The sequence below is a fragment of the Myxococcus sp. CA033 genome (genome assembly GCF_013336625.1).
In the GTDB taxonomy this organism is placed as follows: Bacteria; Myxococcota; Myxococcia; order Myxococcales; family Myxococcaceae; genus Myxococcus; species Myxococcus llanfairpwllgwyngyllgogerychwyrndrobwllllantysiliogogogochensis.
On sequence record NZ_JABUMU010000042.1, the window covers coordinates 1 to 17,255 of the forward strand.

Annotated in this window: 14 protein-coding genes; 8 read left to right on the plus strand and 6 right to left on the minus strand. The window is 67.8% G+C overall.

What is annotated here, in order from left to right:
- Positions 1–177: 177 nt before the first annotated feature.
- The 4 genes from HUA78_RS45030 (at position 178) to HUA78_RS45045 (ending at position 4,440) form a co-directional block, all read left to right on the plus strand.
- Positions 178–1,536 (plus strand): right-handed parallel beta-helix repeat-containing protein, encoded by a 1,359-nt coding sequence (locus HUA78_RS45030; protein WP_174479049.1) that lies wholly within the window; start codon positions 178–180, stop codon positions 1,534–1,536.
- 65 nt (positions 1,537–1,601) lie between these two features.
- Positions 1,602–2,000: a hypothetical protein gene (locus HUA78_RS45035; RefSeq protein WP_174455769.1), complete on the plus strand. Its 399-nt coding sequence runs from the start codon at positions 1,602–1,604 to the stop codon at positions 1,998–2,000.
- Positions 1,948–2,415 carry a type VI immunity family protein gene (locus tag HUA78_RS45040; protein WP_174479050.1) on the plus strand — a complete coding sequence of 156 codons (468 nt, stop codon included), beginning with the start codon at positions 1,948–1,950 and terminating at the stop codon, positions 2,413–2,415. Before HUA78_RS45035 ends, HUA78_RS45040 begins: the two co-directional genes overlap by 53 nt.
- Positions 2,416–2,682: 267 nt before the next feature.
- Positions 2,683–4,440, plus strand: a complete 1,758-nt coding sequence (locus tag HUA78_RS45045; protein ID WP_256434384.1) for a chondroitinase-B domain-containing protein — start codon at positions 2,683–2,685, stop codon at positions 4,438–4,440.
- Between the two features lie 87 nt (positions 4,441–4,527).
- On the opposite strand, the gene HUA78_RS45050 is transcribed toward HUA78_RS45045, so the two are convergent.
- Positions 4,528–6,480, minus strand: coding sequence for an alginate lyase family protein (locus HUA78_RS45050; protein ID WP_174463493.1), 1,953 nt, complete (start codon positions 6,478–6,480; stop codon positions 4,528–4,530).
- 97 nt (positions 6,481–6,577) lie between these two features.
- Positions 6,578–7,504 (minus strand): MbnP family copper-binding protein, encoded by a 927-nt coding sequence (locus HUA78_RS45055; protein WP_174455773.1) that lies wholly within the window; start codon positions 7,502–7,504, stop codon positions 6,578–6,580.
- A gap of 378 nt (positions 7,505–7,882) precedes the next feature.
- Between HUA78_RS45055 and HUA78_RS45060 the strand changes: the two genes are divergently transcribed.
- Complete coding sequence (locus HUA78_RS45060) at positions 7,883–8,269, plus strand: hypothetical protein (protein WP_174479052.1); 387 nt, start codon at positions 7,883–7,885, stop codon at positions 8,267–8,269.
- 50 nt (positions 8,270–8,319) lie between these two features.
- Here HUA78_RS45060 and HUA78_RS45065 read toward each other — a convergent pair whose 3' ends face one another.
- Both HUA78_RS45065 and HUA78_RS45070 read right to left on the minus strand, forming a co-directional pair.
- Positions 8,320–9,129, minus strand: coding sequence for a LytTR family DNA-binding domain-containing protein (locus HUA78_RS45065; RefSeq protein ID WP_254614718.1), 810 nt, complete (start codon positions 9,127–9,129; stop codon positions 8,320–8,322).
- Positions 9,126–10,238 (minus strand): sensor histidine kinase, encoded by a 1,113-nt coding sequence (locus HUA78_RS45070; RefSeq protein ID WP_254614717.1) that lies wholly within the window; start codon positions 10,236–10,238, stop codon positions 9,126–9,128. The genes HUA78_RS45065 and HUA78_RS45070 overlap by 4 nt, the downstream gene beginning before the upstream one ends.
- Positions 10,239–10,547: 309 nt before the next feature.
- Between HUA78_RS45070 and HUA78_RS45075 the strand changes: the two genes are divergently transcribed.
- The 3 genes from HUA78_RS45075 to HUA78_RS45085 all read left to right on the plus strand — a co-directional run bounded on the left by HUA78_RS45075 (position 10,548) and on the right by HUA78_RS45085 (position 13,745).
- Positions 10,548–11,024, plus strand: a complete 477-nt coding sequence (locus HUA78_RS45075; RefSeq protein WP_174455776.1) for a hypothetical protein — start codon at positions 10,548–10,550, stop codon at positions 11,022–11,024.
- A 281-nt stretch (positions 11,025–11,305) separates the two neighbouring features.
- On the plus strand, positions 11,306–12,799 hold the full coding sequence (locus HUA78_RS45080; protein WP_174455777.1) for a matrixin family metalloprotease: 1,494 nt from the start codon (positions 11,306–11,308) through the stop codon (positions 12,797–12,799).
- A gap of 52 nt (positions 12,800–12,851) precedes the next feature.
- Complete coding sequence (locus HUA78_RS45085) at positions 12,852–13,745, plus strand: hypothetical protein (RefSeq protein WP_174479053.1); 894 nt, start codon at positions 12,852–12,854, stop codon at positions 13,743–13,745.
- A gap of 61 nt (positions 13,746–13,806) precedes the next feature.
- Here HUA78_RS45085 and HUA78_RS45090 read toward each other — a convergent pair whose 3' ends face one another.
- Together HUA78_RS45090 and HUA78_RS45095 are read right to left on the minus strand one after the other, a co-directional pair.
- Positions 13,807–16,086: a carboxypeptidase-like regulatory domain-containing protein gene (locus HUA78_RS45090; RefSeq protein WP_174479054.1), complete on the minus strand. Its 2,280-nt coding sequence runs from the start codon at positions 16,084–16,086 to the stop codon at positions 13,807–13,809.
- A 95-nt stretch (positions 16,087–16,181) separates the two neighbouring features.
- Complete coding sequence (locus HUA78_RS45095; RefSeq protein WP_174455780.1) at positions 16,182–17,072, minus strand: EamA family transporter; 891 nt, start codon at positions 17,070–17,072, stop codon at positions 16,182–16,184.
- Positions 17,073–17,255: the final 183 nt, after the last annotated feature.

Here is a 17,255-nt window from a genome sequence, read left to right on the forward strand (position 1 = left end):
GCCCGCGTCCGCTGGCGCTTCACTATAGACAGCGCCCGCACCAAGCTCGGGCGAGCATACCCCCAGGCCCAAGCAGCAGTGGCCGCTGCGGCCTGAACCCTTCAAAACCTCTGTGCCGAGGTACTAGGGCTGACGCTGGCCTGTGGAGTCGAGACGACGGACCCATCCGAGGACGAAATGCACCTCGGGGAGGTCGCGGCCGAGCTGGTGGAACCCCCTGACGGGAAGGAGATCTTCCTGGAACGGTGTCCGACGGCGGCGGACGCACGGGACAGAACGCTGTTCGTTTCGAACACGGGGCCATGGAACTCCAGCAGGCCGTTGGGCTCCAGCTCCAACCCATACAGGACCATCACCCTGGCGCTGAAGGCCGCCCGGCCGGGAAACATCATCGAGGTGCGCCCGGGAACCTATCCCGAGCAGCTCGTCATCAACCCGTCGACGACCCGGGCGGGTACCGCCATCGCGCCCATCCTCGTCAGGGGAGCGTCGTCCTTCAGGACGCGCATCGTCCCCCCGACCGGACGTGTCGTGGGCAGCCTGCTGACCTTGAGCCAGCCCTACTGGATCTTCCAATCCCTGGAAGTAGACATCCAAGGCAAGGCATCGTTCGCCGCGCTCTTCGAACGCAACACCTATTGCTCGCAGTTGATTGACTCACGGATACACCGAGGCACAGCCGGTGGCGGCGTCGTCATCAGCAGTGCCAACAATGTCCTCATCGGCAACAACGAGATTTATGACTTCTCGAAGTCGGGGGCGGACTCCCATGGGGTCGTGGTCAAGAACGCCTCGCGGGAAATCTTCGTCCTGGAGAACAATATTCATCAGACCGCGGGCGACTCGGTGCAGTGTCAGATGGATGGCAACAGACCCGCGTATCTCTATATCGAGCACAACCAACTGCATGATGCCGGGGAGAACGGCGTCGACATCAAGGGTTGCGACTCCGTCTTTGTGCGCACCAACTCCATCTTCGACTTCCCCAACCTGTCGCGCTACCCCTGGCAGGCGAGCACCTCCGCGGCCGAAGCGGTGGTGGTCCACGCGGACGCCACGAACGTTCAACTCGTGTCCAACACCATTTCCGATGCGGGCCGAGGAATCTCGCTAGGAGGCACCACGGCAGGGGACCAGCCCGTGGACGTGCTGATTCGGAACAACACCATCAGCGACATCTTCAACTTCGCGAACAGGGGGAACGGACAGGGCATCCGCGTCGTGCAGGTCAACCGGGTGCAGATCCGCGCGAACCTCGTGCAGCGGACGGCGGACGCCGGACTGCGGCTGGCCGCGGATGAACCCCTCGGGGCCCCGGGCATGCTGGTGTTCGACAACATCCTCCGCGACATGCCGCTCTTCGTGCGGCTGGGCCGCGCGCAATACCGCGCCCAGATGAGGATGGACCGAAATCGTTACGAGGGGCCCCGTGGCAAATTCACGGCCACGGGACTCGTCAACCTCGGGGAGTTCCCTGAGTGGCGCAGCAAGCTGGCGCCCGCGGGCCTGGAGCAGAACTCAATACGAGTCCCCTGAGAGGCGACTCACATGAGGTTCCGGCCGCCACCACGCCAGCGGCCGGCGGGCCGGCTTCGGCCCTCATGCCTGCTCGCTCGATTTCGGGACAGCCTCTAGGATGTTCGGGCGCCTTCGCCGCGGACTTCGAGGCGAAGGAGGTCAAGGGCCCCGACTCCATGCATGTACCCCCACCCTCCGAACTCGAGCTCATCCAGGACGGCATCCGGCTGACCTCCTGGGTCTTCGGCATCAACCTGTATACCAGCCGCTCGTTCTACGACGGCTCCGTCGGGCTGCTGTCGGCCTGGGACCTGTTCCAGACCCGGTGCCCACCCGAGCGGCTGACCTTCCACGCCACGGAGACGATGAAGGCCCACAAGCCGGTCACGAAGCGGGTCCTCGGACTGCTCGGCACCTGGCTGGCCCCCGATGCGCCTCGCAAGAACTACCGCGGGCTTCGCCTTCGAGTGCTCCCGCGATGACAAGGAGGCCAGCGAGACACACGCCTGGAAAATGTCGATGCGTCACCCGGGCATCGACATCGTTCGCATCCCGTTCGACGCCAAGGCCGTGGGCGGCAATGGCATCCAGGGCGTGAATTGGCTGACGCTGCTCGACACAGGGACGCTGGAGCAACTCGGTGGGCTCAAGGCCCTGCGGAGTCAGCTTCCCGCCGAGGTCGAACTGCTCGAAGCCCGGCACGGCACCCTGGTCAAGGCAGGGCCCGCCCCCATGACAGGCGATGTCGACCACGCGGAGATGTTGCCGCTGTACCGTGAGGTCTATCGGCTGCTCGCGCCGTGGATCGCCATCGCGGCGGACCAGTCCATGGCGCTGCGGCTCGGGGGCGGCGCCATCCCCCGGACCGAGGCGTGGTACCGGCGACTGGGCACCTGAGCCCCCGCCAGGAAGCCGCCCCCCGAGCAGGCTCTGGAAGGCTTGTCCACTCGCCCCGTTGGTCAATGGTGCGGGGTTGGAATTCAGAACGTTTGAGCGCGTTGGGGACTGTCGCAAGGCTCGTCCTCGCCCGCCGGCGCGAGGGCTGGGGCCTTCCACTCAAACAGACGCAGGGTCCGCCGAACAGGGTGGCTCCTGCCACGCCTGGGAGCCTGCTCCCGAGCGTGGCGGTGTGCCCCTCGCTGGGCCTGCTGGAGGCAACACCGTTTGCGGAAACTTCGACTGGCATTCGCTGTCACGACTTTCTCACTGCTGCTGTCGGCAGGCTGCGGCAGTAAAGGAACGGAAAAGGAAACCCCTCCGGATGACCCCTCTCCGGACACCAGCCCCTCCGTACCTGGCGACGGCACCCCTGACCCCACGCCCGGCACAGGAGACCCCGACCCCACGCCTGGCACCGGCGAGCCAGACCCCACCCCCGGCACCGGCGAGCCTGACCCCACCACGCCCGGCACCGAGGAGCCCGCCCCCGACGGCGGCACCCCTCCCACGACCGACCCCGGGCCTGTCATTCCCGACCCGACGGACCCCGAGCCTCCCGTAACCACTCCGCCCGAACAGGTCGATGTCCTGCCCACCCCCAAGCGGACGCTCAGCGCACGCAACCTCAACGAGCTGCGGAGCATGATTGCGTCCGCCCTCCCGGGGGACCGCATCGAGCTCGCCGACGGCGCCTACACCAACGCGGACCCTATCGAGGTGTCGGTCCAGGGCACGGAGAAAGATCCCATCGTCATCACCGCGAAGACCGTGGGTGGGGCGAGCATCGGCGGCGCCTCGAGCTTCCTCGTGGAAGGCGCCTCCCACGTCATCCTTCGGGGCTTCAAGCTGACGCATGCGGTGGAAGAAGGAGACGTCGCGCTGAGAATCGTCGGCTCGACCCATGTCCGCTTCACCCGGAACGAGTTCGCCATCAAGGACACGACGTCCATCAGCACCTGGATGCGGCTGGAGGGCGCGGGCAGCGCCAACAACCGCATCGACCACAACCACTTCCACGACAAGAAGAGCTCCAACGTCTTCCTCGCCGTCTATGGCGATGCGCCGAATGGAAGCACGGGCATGTCGCAGAACGACCGCATCGATCACAACTTCTTCCAGAAGCTGACCCTCGACGCCGAGGGAGGCGAGTGCCTGCGAATCGGCGACAGCAAGCGCGGCCCCATCAGCGCGCACACCGTCGTGGAGGCCAACCTCTTCGAGGAGTGCAACGGTGACCCCGAGGTCATCTCCAACAAGAGCTCGGAGAACGTCTTCCGCGGCAACACCCTGCGCAACAACAAGGGCTCGCTGGTGCTGCGCCACGGCAACAAGAACGTGGTGGATGGCAACTTCATCCTGAACAACGCAGGGGGTCTGCGCATCTACGGCCACGACCACCTCATCACCAACAACTACATTGAAGGCAGCACCGGCACGGGCGCCCAGGGCACCATCGTCCTCAGCAGCGGCTGCACCGAGGAGGACACGGGCCTGGGCACGGACTGCAGCGTCGCCAACCGGGTGACCGTGGCCTTCAACACCCTGGTGGGCAACGGGCCGACCCACCTGGTCATCGGCGCCTCCGACTCGCGCCGGCCCATTCCGGCCAGGGATCTGCGCGTCGAGAACAACCTCCTCGTCGGTGAGCAGGGCGCGTTGGTGGACTTCGAGCGGGCTCCGGATGGCTTCACGGCCGTCGGCAACATGCTCTGGGGCGCGGCCTCGCCCGGCGACATCCCGTCCGCGGGCTACGTCCGGGCGGACCCCAAGCTGGTGCGCGCGGCGGATGGACTGCTGCGTCCCACCGCCGCGAGCCCGGTGATTGGCGCGGCGCGTCCCTCCACTGGCACCCAGCCCCCCACCACGGACATGGATGGACAGGCGCGCACCGGCGCGCTGGACGTGGGCGCGGACCAGACCGTGAGCGGAGCGGGCCCGCGACGTCCGCTCACCTCCGCGGACGTCGGACCTCTGGCTCCCTGAGCAGAGCGCCAGAAGGTCCTGAACGAAGCAGGGGCTCGCCAGACAGCGGGAGCCCCTGCATTTGTCGTGGACCCCTGGACGAACGGCTCAGGGCGAGCCGGGAGAGCCTGCATTCTCCCGCGCACAGGACTCGGGTGCGGCGGTGACCGTGACGGCCTCGTCCGATTCGGCGGGCCGCTGCACCCGGATGCGATAGCCGCGGCCCGCCGCACAGGCGTGTACGTCGACCCCCTCCTGCAGCGGCACGGCTGAGACATAGGCTGGCGACAGGGCGTTCAGACCACTGGTGAAGAGGGTCGCGTAGTGCGCCTGCGTGCCTTCGCGCGGATAGATGAGCACCGTCGACGCCTTGCGAACCTCGTAGTCCTCCGAGTACCAGCCGTCATACGGCCTGGTGGCCCCGCGCACGGTGGAGACGGACAGGCCGTCTGGCAGGGCCTGGGTGACCTGGAGGACGCGCTTGCCCTTCGGGTCGGTGACGAAGGCGGAGACGCCCTGCGTGGCGACGGTGAGGTCCGGCTGGAACTGCCAGCGCTGCTCGAAGCGGTGCGAGTCCTCCGACAGGAGCCGGTCCACCACCAGGACGACGTCCTTCTCCAGCAGCATGACCGCGCGCCAGTGACGCACCCCTTCGTACAGCGCGTGGAAGCCTGACTGGTAGAGCCACTGTCCCCCCTGTGCGGTGAGGCTGGGGCTGGCGTGCCCGTCGCGCTGGTCCAATCCATCCACCGTCACGGTGTTGTGGGCGCGGGTGCTGCGGAAGTAGGCCTCCTCCTCTCCCGGCTCCTCGGTGAACATCCCGGAGTCCGTCAGCAGCGTCCGTCCGGCCGAGTAGAGGACCACGTTGAGGGCGTCCAGGTGACTGTGGTCCGTGCGGTAGGGCCCCGTGTCGAACACCAGGTGCGTCTGTGCCTGGTAGTCCAGGGCGGTGTCGAACGAGGAGCGGAGCACTGCCACGCCGGAGCTCGCGAAGAAGGCGAGGCGCTCGGTGGGCGCGGTGCCACACATGCCCGCCGTCAGCATGTGGCCCAGTTCGGGGAAGGCCGCGCCCATTCGCGCGAGCAATACCGGTTGGTGCTTGCGCACCAGCAGACGCTGGCTCGCCCCGAGCATGGGGATGCGCCCGTCGGGCTGCACCACGTAGGAGGCGAAGCGGGCCATCCGCTCCAGCACTTCCCTGACGAGAGGAGACATCTCCAGGCCGTACGTCTGGGCCCACTGCGAGAGCTGATACACCTGGGTGAAGACGTAGAACTGGTAGTAGGCGGAGTTCTCGATGATGAAGCCGTCCGAGCCGATGATATCCGTGAGCAGATCGTCGTAGCGCTCCAGCGCCAGCTCACGCCAGCGCGGCGCATCCTTGAAGTGCGGGAAGTTCTCCGCGATGAGCAGCAACGCCGCCGCTTCGGCGAACCCGTGGTTGAAGCCCGCCTCGAAATGCTTCGGGTCCTCCAGGAAGCGCGCATCCTCGATGATGAGCCATTCGAGCAGCGTCGAGTCCTGCCAGGAGAGGGCATCCGCGTGCTTGAGCTTCCAGTACGAGTTGACGAGCACCATGGCCCGGTAGGCCGTGCCGTGCTTGTCCTCGCTGAAGACGGAGTTCTTCTTGTTCGCGGCGAAGCTCCTGAAGATGTCCATGAGCTTGTCGCGGTAGCGCCCGTCTCCCGTCTCCCGGAAGGCCCACAAGAGATGGGCGGTGGGCCGCAACCCGTAGAAGACATAGCGCCAGAACTTCTCGCCGTAGGGGTCCTCCGTCCAGGTCAGCGGCTGGGGCAGGCGGACCGGCTCGAACCGGGGAACGGACCAGGTGTCCTTGAGGAGGAGGTCCGCGACCTCCAGCTCCCCCTCGTCCAACCACAAGTAGGCCACCTCTTTACCGAAGACATGGCCCTGCACCACGCACGCGCTGCCCTCGCAGCCCTTCTGCTGCACCGGGTTCGCATCCTCGCGCCCGCAGGCGATGTTCAGCACCTGCGCCGAGTCGAGCTCGTGCGACGGCTCCTTCTCAGTCCCGCAGTGCGTGAGCAGTACGAGGAGCAAGGCACCTTCCACGGCTCTCCATCCCAATCGTCGCGCCATGTCTCATCACTCCGTTGCAAGTCGGCGAACAGTCCGGTCCAGGCGAGCCTCGCCGGACCTATTCCACACGGATGAAGGCGTCCGTGCCGCCGAGCACCCTGGGTCCGCGGCCGAGCCCGACCTGCGGGAGCAGCGCGGCACACTCCGGGTCCCCGGCGCTGGAGAAGCACCCTGGGACAGGGTCCGTCAGCCCGTCCCCGGAGCTCTCGAAGTCCGTGTGCGCGAAGAGCGCGGCCACGTCGAAGACGACCCGGCTGCGCCCTGGCACGAAGCCCGTGAGGAGGATGGTGCTCTGATTCTCCGCGCTGCAGTCGACGCCGATGTCCGGCGTCCCGGTGCAGCCGTCGGCGCGGACGTGGAAGACATAGGCCCTATTGCCACCCGAGCGCACGTCGAGCCGGAGGTACCTGTAGCCGTACGTCCAGCTCCACCACATGCTGGGGTCGTTCAGCGGTGGGTCGGCCCACTCCACATTCCTGTGGTTGAGCTCGCGAGGAACCCCCAGCGTGAACTCCACGCCGGTGTAGTCGTCGAAGTCAGGCACGACGCCGACCACCTCGGTGCGGAGCTCCGGGCTGCCCGTGTTGCAGGTGCCGGTGCCGTCCTCGAAGTCGAGCAGGGCGATCGTCTTGCGCTGCCAGCGCCCGTCCTGCGCCAACACCAGGGGGAAACGGTCCCCGTTCTTGCGCACCAACGCGACGTCATGGACGTACGCCTTGAAGTCCAGCAACTGGAGGCTGGTCCCCGAGGCACCGACCTTCTCGTAGCTCGCATCGCAGCGCAGGGGCTCGCCGCGTACCTGGGCGGTGAACTGGACCGAGACCTGACGCTCCCCCATGCAGGCAAGCAGGAGCACGGGCGCCGCGAGCACGAGCAGCCGGAGGCTCCCTCCGCCCCCCAACGCGGCCCGCGCGATGGTGCCGACGCGCGGCGCCAGCCGTCCCGCCTCCCCGCTCCCTCGCTCCTGTCTCCCCCCCGGATGCATCTTCCCCCCTTGCGTGGATGAACCACGGCGGGAGCGGTCGATTGCACGGCGTGCGCCCACCGGCGTGCGACCGGAAAGAGGCGACTGGCGCGACAGCGCAATTGCCCTCCTGGCGGGGACGTGGCCGTGTCAAGGCGCTCCCCTGGCGACGCGCCTTCCCAGGTGGGGCGGGCGTGCTGCCCCCGCTGGGTATTCGCGCGCATCACCCTCGGGGGGCTTGTGCGCGGACGCGAGCGCCAGGCCCCAGCGGCACGGCGGGCCGCCCCGCGACCCCTGGCGGCTGGATTTCGACCGCTCGGCCTGACGAGGCGGTGGGCCTCGCGGGCGCGTGCCACCTTGGGGCTGACCCTTTCGGTCATCGACAACGGAGACACGTCCATGCGAACCGCGCCCCCCAGCATCGCCTATAGGGCCGCTATTGGCCTCGCGCTCTTCGCCTCGCTCATCCTGGTCTGGCTGAGCCTCGGCGTCGGCATCATCGGAGCGGACGGCGACCGCACCAACCTGGTCTACGGAGGGGTGCTGCTCGTCGGCCTTGCTGGCGCCTTCGTCGTGCGCCTGCGCGCGGCCGGCATGGCCCGCACGCTGGTCGCGATGGCCTTCACACAGGCGGTCATCGCCGGAGTCGCGGTGCTCGCCGGCTGGGGGATGCCATGGAGCCCTCCTGTCGAACTCCTGACGCTCAACGCCGGCTTCATCGCGATGTTCCTCGGGTCCGCCTGGCTGTTCCAGCGCGGTGCGCATGGGCGACTTGAGGCGCGGTGAGCACGTGACGACGTGTGGCGCGGCGCCAGCAAGTGGACGAACCGCTCTCGTCACCGTCCCGAGAGCACCTGGTCGAGCCGGTCCCGAAAGCTGCGGCTCAGCTTGAGGCGGCGACCATCATGCAGTTGCACCCAGTACTCGCCATGGAAGAGCGGCTGAAGCTCCCGGACCCGCTCCAGATTGACGAGCGTCGAGCGATGGATGCGCAGGAAGCGGCGCGGGTCGAGTTGCGCTTCCAGCTCACGCAGCGACTGACGCAGCAGGTGCGAACGACTGCCCACGTGCACCTGGACATAACAGTCTTCCGCCTCGACCCAGTCGATCTGCTCGACGGGAACCAGCAGCACCCTCCCCGCCTCCTTCACCGCGAGTCGCTCGAGATAGGTCGGTGATGCGACAGGACGCGCGGCGGGAACAGGCTCCTCGGCCGAGTACAGCTCACCGAGCTGGCGCGCCATGCCCTGCACCCGGAGTCCCCGAACGCGCTCCTTCGCACGGGCGAGGACACTGGCGAACCGCGCGTCGTCGAAGGGCTTGAGCAGGTAGTGGACCGCCCCGACGTCGAAGGCCTGGAGCGCATAGGTGTCGAAGGCCGTGACGAACACCACGGCCCCCGCGGCGCCCGGCCCCACGGCCCGCAACACCTCGAACCCGTCCGCACCTGGCATCTGGATGTCCAGGAAGAGCACATCCACGGGCCCCTGCCGGAGCACCTTGATTGCCTCGCGGCCCGTCGCGCACTCTCCCACCACCTCCATGCCCGCGTCGCCCGCGAGCAGCGAGCGGAGGCTCTGGCGGGCCAGGGGCTCATCATCCACCACGAGCGTGCGGAGGCGCTCGCGCTGCATGAGCGCGCTCATCGAGCCGCCTCCTGCACCAGGAAGGGGATGGCCACCTCGGCCAGCGTTCCGCCATCCGGGGTTCGACTGAGCAACAACCTGTGCCGCGCTCCGTACAGATGGCGCAGGCGCGCGCGGGTATTGGCAAGGCCCACGCCTCCGGACTCGGCGGACGGGCGGTCCTGCCTCGCACCCTCGGGAGCATCTCCCGCCCCAGAGTCCCGTACCGAGAGGCACAACATCTCCGCCTCACGGCGGATGTGGACCGACACCCTCCCCTCACCCTCTCGTGCGCACGTGCCATGGCGCACGGCGTTCTCCACGAGCGGCTGGAGCAACAACTGAGGAACGAGCGCCCCGAGCACCTCCGGGTCCACATGGAAGTCGGTGCGAAGCCGGTCCTGGAAGCGCACCTGTTCAATTCCGAGGTAGCGCTCGACCAGGTCGACCTCCTGTTGAAGGGGAACCTGCTGATTCGCATCGCTCCGCAACACCGCCCGCAGCAGGTCCGCCAGACTCGCGACCACCCGGAGCGCCCCTGCCTTGTCGTCGTTCCGCACGAGCCCGGACACGGTGTGCAGCGCATTGAAGAGGAAGTGGGGGCGCAATTGCATCTGCAAGGCCAACAACTGGGAGCGCAGGAGCTGCGATTCCAGCTCGGAGGCCCGCACCGTGCGCTCCAGGTAGAGCCGATGGAAGCGCAACGCGTGGCCCACGGCGAGCACGCCCAGGTAACAGAAGAAGCAGTAGGCCAGCGCGCCGAAGAAGTACTGCAACAACGGGCGCTGCGGGTGCTCGACGAACCTCTCCAACACCCAGCCGACGACGAACTCGAGCCCCCACAGGACCAGGAACAGCGCCACATGCACGCCCACGCCTCGGCGCCATCGCGGACCGTCGAGCGGGTAGCGCTCGCACAAACGGAAGATGAGCGGCGTGTAGAGCGCCCACAGCCACATTCCCAGGATGTTGCTGAGAAAGAAGAAGGTGCTCGGCAAGGGCCGGCCCGTGGAGAGGGCGCCACCAACGCCCCCTGCCACCGCCACACAGCCCACGAGCGTCCACACACCACCCGTCAGCGCCATCGCACGCCAGCGGGAAACCGCGACAGCAGGGAATGACATCGTCATGGGAGCCCCGACACGCGAACTGAAGCAGGCGGCGCAACCCTAGTGCATCTGCATTCCTCCCCTGGAAGATGCCTCACACGGCGGTGAGCATCGGTCCTCGCACACGAAGGCCGTGACAGGACATGTCGCCCACGCGCGGCAGGCGTGGCCTCCGGCTCGGCCCCACGTCAGGCCGCTTCACCTCACCTTTCCGCCAGCTCACAGCAAAGCCGAGGTGCCTGTCGCGCACGGAAGGCATCTTCCGGGGCGCACCCTCATCCGGGGCGTGCCGAGGCAGCAGTGAGCATTCAACGACTGGAGAGAGTCCCCATGAGCTACGCAGGAGTCGTGAAGGTGGTTTCGTCGATGGTCGCGGTGAGCGTCGTCGCATTCGCGCCCGCCGTCTGGGCGGAGCACTGCCACAAGGTGCATGCGGATTTGATCGAACACCCGGCCACGGAAGGGTGCCTCAACGGAGCGACGCGATGCTTCCTCGGAGAAGTGGACGGGAACCACGGCCTGCGCGGCGTCACCCACTTCAAGGCGCAGGAGGCGCGTCTCGCGCTGACCACCGCTCCGGGGTGGCTCAGCTACGCCGGCTTCTTCCACTACACGCTCGAAAAGGGGACCCTCGTCGCCCGTGAGACGGGCGTCACGAACGCCGGCTACGTGACGGCGCATCACGAAATCCTCGAGGGAACGGGGAAGTTCGCCGGCGCGACGGGCTACCTCTTCGTGAGCGGTCTCCTGCTCGACAACGGCAACAGGATTGTCACCCGCGTGACGGGGGAGATCTGCACGCCCTGAGGTCGGCGCGCGTCGGGCCCGTCTTTCGCGCCTGACGACATCCGGTGGGGAAACGAGTGGGGCCCCACGCGACTTCCGCGTGGGGCCCCAGGGAACGTGACATCCAGCCAGTCCAGCCGCTGGAGCTTTTTCCTGGTCTGGAACCTGGGACGTTTTTCACGGGCGGCATTCGGGGAATGCCCAGGCCACGCCTCGCGGTGACGGCTCGGAGCATGCGCTGGACGACCAGCCCCGTGTCGCCGCGACGTATTCCTCTTGCAGTGCACTTGCATCGAGGAACGATGAAACGACCTGGCTTGCTCGCGACCTTCTTGATGGGCTTCCTGCCTGCCGCCACGGTGGGGGCGTATTCGCTCAACACCGCGGTCAGATGGGGAGACAACCCCTACGTCATCGATGTCATCACCGGCCCATTCCAGACCCACTTCGGACTGAACAATGCCAGCATCATGACCATCGCGCGTTCTGCCCTTCAGTCCTGGCAGAACTCAGGGGTCCGGTTCAACACGAACATCGAATTCCACGACACGACGCCCAACGCCTCGGACCTCGAGATTGAAGCCAAGACGTGCTGCGACGGCGATTGCTCGGGGAACAGCTGTCTCGGACGGTCGTCCTACATCTTCCTCTCCGACAACTGCTCCATCGACATCTACATGAACACCGGCGTCGCGAGCGCGTACTCGGACAACGGGACCCAGACCTTCGACCTCCAGTCCATCTTCACGCATGAGTTCGGGCACTGCCTCGGGTTGACCCATCCCTCCACGAGTTCGCCTGAAGCCGTCATGCACCAGGGGAACTACGCCTTCGGGGCCTATCCGAAGCGCTTCCCTCGCGAGGACGACAAGCTGGGCGGACAGCACGCCCAATACATCGCGGACTATCCCGTCAGGGTCCGCGCCCGGACGGGCGGCGGCTGGACGCAGGTGGGAACGACCTCCGGAAGCGTGGGCGTGGCGACGCAGACAGACGGGTGGTCGCTCGTGACCTTCGAGAACGACTCGAACCAGGACTACACCAGCCGCATCTCGTACGTCGGTATCGACCCCAGTGGCACCGTGGGACCGACCTGCACTTCGACGGACTATGCCTTCGACGGCGTGGCCGTCTCCGAGAATCCAGGCGGGGGCTTCGCGGCGGCGTTCCGCTCGTCCAATGACACCGGAGCCATCTACGTCTACCGGGGCGTCTACGGCAGCCTGGCCGGATGTTTCTGGGGAGGAAGCCCCCAGCTCACGACGATGACGTCCCATCGGCGCCCGAGCCTCGCGTATGACGCGGCGTCAGGTCGGCTGGTGATGGCCTTCATCGAGATGGGGACGGGAAAGCTCCGGGTCTCCACGTCGACCAGCGCCGGCACCTGGACCACCCCCACCCAGATCAACGGCGAATGGACCGACACGTCGGTCGGGATTGATTGCGGCTACTGGGCGCCCGCCGGTGCCAACCGCTGCTTCCTCACCTTCCCAGCCTCGAACGGCGAGCACCAACTGCGCATCGCCGAGGGCTACATCACCGCGGCCGGCACCTTCATGTACCTGGGGACGCACGTCACGGCGGGCTGGACGCTCAACGTCGCCTCGGACGTGCAGATCGTGAATGGCAACCGCCTGGAAATCATCCACGCCTCCACCAACAACACCCGCGACGCGTACATGTACATCCGGGACTGCGCCAGCGGCACGTGCACGGACTCCAACTTCCCCATCGAGCGCAAGACGTTCGTTGGCGGCAGCATCTCCAGCGCGAAGCTGGTGACGGCGGCTCCTTGAGCCTGGACCTTCGCGAGACCCCGCAACACCAGACTCCTGGAGACACATTGTCATGAAGTCCTTCTTCAAGCAGGGAATGATGGTTGTCGTCGGTGCGGTCGTGGGCCTGGGAGCCGTGGGTGTGGGGAGGGCGCTGATACCAACCCCCGCGCTGGGTCCGGCGGGCCGGGGACATGTCCACGACGATTACGCGCGGTACACGCTGGGGCCCGAAGGCTACGTGGCCCAGTCCGACCTCATCGTCACGGGCCGCGTCACCCGACAGGTGGACACGCACCGCAAGGTCCAGGGCAGCAAGAGGCCTCGCTACTTCCAGAAGCTGGAGCTGGAGGTGGACGCGGAGCTGTATCGGAACGCGGAGCGGCTCCCGGGCTCCGCGACTCGCGTGGTCGTGGCGGTTCCAGCGGCGGGCATGGACGCGTCGGCGGGGCGCGCCCACCTGGGCACGCTGGATGGACACCGGCAGTTGTTCTTCCTGCGGCGCTCACCCGACGTCGCGGGGGCCTTCGTCCTCCTCCGGGGCGACCATGGACATGTCGACCTGGACGCAGCCTCGGTCCAGCACGAGGTGCTCCCGGGAGCGACTCCCTCCGCGCTGCTCGACACGCTCAAGCGCTTCGTCGCGTCCACCCAGCTCTCGGTTCCTCGCACGGAGCGCACCTCACTGGACTCCGTTCCCCAGGGCGCGGTGCCGGGCCGGATCTACGGACGCGCGGACCGGCCCGCCACGCTGACCACGCCCGCTCCCGACGAGGCGGGCACGGTGGTGTTCGACGCGCTCCCGGAAGGCGCGGTGGCGACACGGGTCCACGTCGTGAACGTGGGTGAGCGCTGCTTCGTGAGGCTGGCCTGGGAACCCGGACCGGCCTCGGGGCCCGTGGCGCTCCACATCAAGGATGGCGCCCGGCCGTCCGACTGCGCGGCCCTGCTCGACAAGACGTTCTGACGTCGCACGTCCAACGCGTCCGCGACCCGGCCTGCCCGTGGCGATGGCCGGGTCGCGGTGCTCACAGGATGATGTGTTCGATGGGCTTCCAGACGGGCTGGAGGTCCTTCGTCAGGACACCCACCTCGGGGACCACCAGCTCCTCGGCGTGCAGCAGGTAGGGGCCACCCTTGACGTTGCGCCCCACGAGCAGGAACGTGTAGCGGCCCGAGGGGAGCGCGTCGTACACGACCTCCGGGGAGGTCACTCCCGCCGGGCCGAGCACACCCAGCTCGAGCTTGATTCGTTCCACGCGACCGTAGCTGCGGATCGGCGACAACGTCCCCGGGACGAGCACCGCCTGGTGGAGGGCGACATCCTCGGGGGGAGTGCCCGTGACACGGGGCACACGCAGCCGCAGCGTGGAGTGGCCTTCTCGCTCCTGAAGTTGGAGCACTCTCCGCTCGTTGGGGGCCAGCGTCACCCGGCGCGGGACGTACCGGCCCGACTGGGTCTCCGACCAGGGGTTCCCCATGAAGTCGTACCTGGAACTGAGGGAGATGGCGTACTCCCCGGGCTCCAGTCCTCCCATGGAGAAGGACCCTTCGCTGACGTCCACGATGCCGGAGCGATGGAGCTTCTGGCCCCCCAGGGCGCTCAACCGCAGTGTCACCTTCGCGGGCTGTCCCTCGCGGTCCTTCACGGTGCCCTCCAACCGCGCGCCCGGCGAGAGCACCACCTCCAGCGTCTCCTCGCCCGAACCCACCGACTGTTGAAGCGGCAGGTAGCCGGAGTGGGAGACTTCCATGGCCAGGGGACCCGCCTCCATCGGCCCGAACTCGAAGGCGCCCGAGGGGTCCGTTTTCGCGCTCGCCAGCTCGGGAACCTGCGCCGACGAGGACTCATCGACCTGGGAGGACGGTGAGCGCCGGACGACCACCTGGGCGTTTTCGACGGGGGCGGAGGTCGTCGCGTCCACCACCCGCCCGCGCACCCACCGCCCTGCTTCGAGGACCAGCGTGCCCAGGTCCACGTCCTGGCCGCGCTCCACCCGGACCTCACGGATGATGCGCGTGTGCCCCGGGGCCTCGAGCGTCAGCCACGTCACACCGGGTTGCTGGATGGGGCGCCGGAAGGCGCCGTCCTCGCTCTGAAAGGACTCTTCGTTGACGGTGAAGCGGTCAATGGGCGCGCCGTCCGAGCGCCGGAGCTTTCCTCGGATGCTCCCCAGGTAGCGCAGCACCAGCCTCACGTTCGTCGAGCCCGCGGCGACCTGGTGCTCGGGGAGCGGGTCGAAGGCGTCATCCTCCCCGCGCGTCGCCACGCGCAACACGTAGCCCGGCTTCTCGACGGTCAGGTTGCTTTCGCCTCGCAGCAGGTGATGGACGGTGAACCGGCCCGCCTCGTCCGTGAGCGAGGATGCGTCCTCCAGTTGGATGCCGTGCTCCTGCTCATACAGCTGGGCATGGTTCTCCCGCTGCGAGTGGGCCTTCACCTGAGCGCCAGCCAGGGGCCTGCCCGCCTCGTCCACGACGACACCGGATACCGACTTTCCGGTGTCCAACCGGAAGACCACCGTCGACTGTTCCCCAGGGCGCACCTCGACAACGCGCGAGGCGCGATGAGGCGCCCCCGTGTTGAAGACCGCTCGGAGCGTGTAGCGACCCGGCTCCACGATGCGCATGACGAAGCGTCCTTCTTCGTCGCTCACGCACTCGGTGGTGCGGTCCTTCTTTCCCTCGGCGAACAGGGTGAGCGCCACCTCCGGGAGCGGCTCACCCCGGGCGCTCACCACGGTGCCCTCCACGTGCCCACCGGCGTGCAGCACCAGTCGAAGGTCCTGGACCGGAGCCTCCACACGCTCCAGGCGCGTGACGACGAAGTCCTCCCCATAGGCGACGAGGATATAGGGGCCCGCTTCGGGCAGCTCGAGCACGAAGCGCCCCGCCGCGTCGGTCCGCGTTTCGAACCTCGTGGACTCGTAGTCTCCGAACCTTTGGACCTCCCCCTTGGATTGCACCTCACCGGAAGGACGCGCCTTGTCCTTGCTCAGCCGAGGCGGCGTCATGGCCGCCACGGTGGCCTCCGCCAGGGGATGCCCATCCACGTCGGTGACCAGTCCCTCCATGAGGACGGCTGGCGCGCGCTGGGAGTCCGGCGTCGTGCCCTCGGCAGGCACCTCCCGCGCCTGGGCCTCGGTCCGCCCGGCGTCGGGCGCCCCACCCAGCGACTGCTGGGCGGAAGCCTCGCGAACCGTGGGCGCGGCCATCGGGGTCTCAGGGGTGCCGAGGGAGAACCGCGTCACGGCGAATCCCAGCACGACGACACCCAGGGCGATTGCCACCACGGACGTGCTTTTCATGAGGCCTCCCGTCGACGTCACGCTAGCAGCATCCAACGCCCTCTCGTGCACGGGCGCGGTGTCTGCCCATCCACCCCGCCCCCAGGCACTGACCTTCAGGCCACCGCTTCCGGCGTCGACGGGGTCCGCTTCGACGAGAGGGCACTGCCCACCGACGCCAGGACGATGAAGCCGACGGCCAGGGCCTGCACCCACGAGAGTCGCTCGTCCAGGAACAGCAGCCCCGCGAGCGCCCCGAGCGCGGGCTCCAGACTCATCAGGATGCCAAAGGTCCGCGTGGGCAGCTCCTTGAGCGCCATCATCTCCAGTGAATAGGGCAGCGCGCTCGACAGCACGGCGATGCCCAGCACCGCGGGCAGCAGCGACACGTCCAGCAACGAGGTGCCCGCCTGCGCCACGCCAAAGGGAACGACGAGCAGGGCCGCGGTGAGCATGCCCAGTGACGCGGCCGTCCCGCCGTGCACGGAGGCGCCCGCCTTCTGGCCGAACACGATGTAGAGCGCCCAGCACGTGCCCGCCACCAGCGCCCAGCCGACCCCCACCCAGTCGAGCGCCTTCCCGGTCCCCGCCAGTGGCAGGATCATCACCACGCCCGCCACGGCCAACAGCGCCCAGATGAAATCGACGGCCTTCCGAGTCGACAGGAGCGCCACCGCGAGGGGCCCGGTGAACTCGATGGCGACGGCGATGCCCAGGGGGATCCGCTCCAGCGCCAGGTAGAAGGTCAGGTTCATCACCCCCAGCGAGGCGCCATACACGAGGACGGAGCGCAGCTCCGCGCGGGTGAGGCGCTTGCGCCAGGGACGCCAGATGGCCAGCAGAATCAGGCTGGCGAACACGAGCCGGAGCGCCGTCGTCCCTTGTGCGCCGACGACGGGAATCAACCGCTTGGCGAGCGAGGCCCCCACCTGGATGCAGCTCATCGCGACCAGCAACAGGAGCACGGCGCTGGTGCGGGGGCTGGTCAGCCCACGGAGTCGAGACATGCCGCGCACTGTCGCACAAGCGCACCAGGGCAGGTCATCGCTCACCTCCGGCGGAGGCGAAGCCGCCGGTGCTCCAGAATCGCGCGCCACCCGTCCGCTTGCAGCGGGTGCAGCCAGGCGCGCGCGCGATTCTGGAAAGCCGTCCGGGTTACTTCTTCTTGTCGGCCTTCTCCTTCTTCTTCT

Coding starts and splice junctions, on each gene's coding strand:
- HUA78_RS45090 (WP_174479054.1), bottom strand. CDS start 16,086: ATGAAAAGCACGTCCGTGGTGGCAATCGCCCTGGGTGTCGTCGTGCTG.
- HUA78_RS45095 (WP_174455780.1), bottom strand. CDS start 17,072: ATGTCTCGACTCCGTGGGCTGACCAGCCCCCGCACCAGCGCCGTGCTC.
- HUA78_RS45085 (WP_174479053.1), top strand. CDS start 12,852: ATGAAGTCCTTCTTCAAGCAGGGAATGATGGTTGTCGTCGGTGCGGTC.
- HUA78_RS45040 (WP_174479050.1), top strand. CDS start 1,948: ATGCGCCTCGCAAGAACTACCGCGGGCTTCGCCTTCGAGTGCTCCCGC.
- HUA78_RS45035 (WP_174455769.1), top strand. CDS start 1,602: ATGCCTGCTCGCTCGATTTCGGGACAGCCTCTAGGATGTTCGGGCGCC.
- HUA78_RS45055 (WP_174455773.1), bottom strand. CDS start 7,504: ATGCATCCGGGGGGGAGACAGGAGCGAGGGAGCGGGGAGGCGGGACGG.
- HUA78_RS45070 (WP_254614717.1), bottom strand. CDS start 10,238: ATGACGATGTCATTCCCTGCTGTCGCGGTTTCCCGCTGGCGTGCGATG.
- HUA78_RS45030 (WP_174479049.1), top strand. CDS start 178: ATGCACCTCGGGGAGGTCGCGGCCGAGCTGGTGGAACCCCCTGACGGG.
- HUA78_RS45065 (WP_254614718.1), bottom strand. CDS start 9,129: ATGAGCGCGCTCATGCAGCGCGAGCGCCTCCGCACGCTCGTGGTGGAT.
- HUA78_RS45080 (WP_174455777.1), top strand. CDS start 11,306: ATGAAACGACCTGGCTTGCTCGCGACCTTCTTGATGGGCTTCCTGCCT.
- HUA78_RS45075 (WP_174455776.1), top strand. CDS start 10,548: ATGAGCTACGCAGGAGTCGTGAAGGTGGTTTCGTCGATGGTCGCGGTG.
- HUA78_RS45060 (WP_174479052.1), top strand. CDS start 7,883: ATGCGAACCGCGCCCCCCAGCATCGCCTATAGGGCCGCTATTGGCCTC.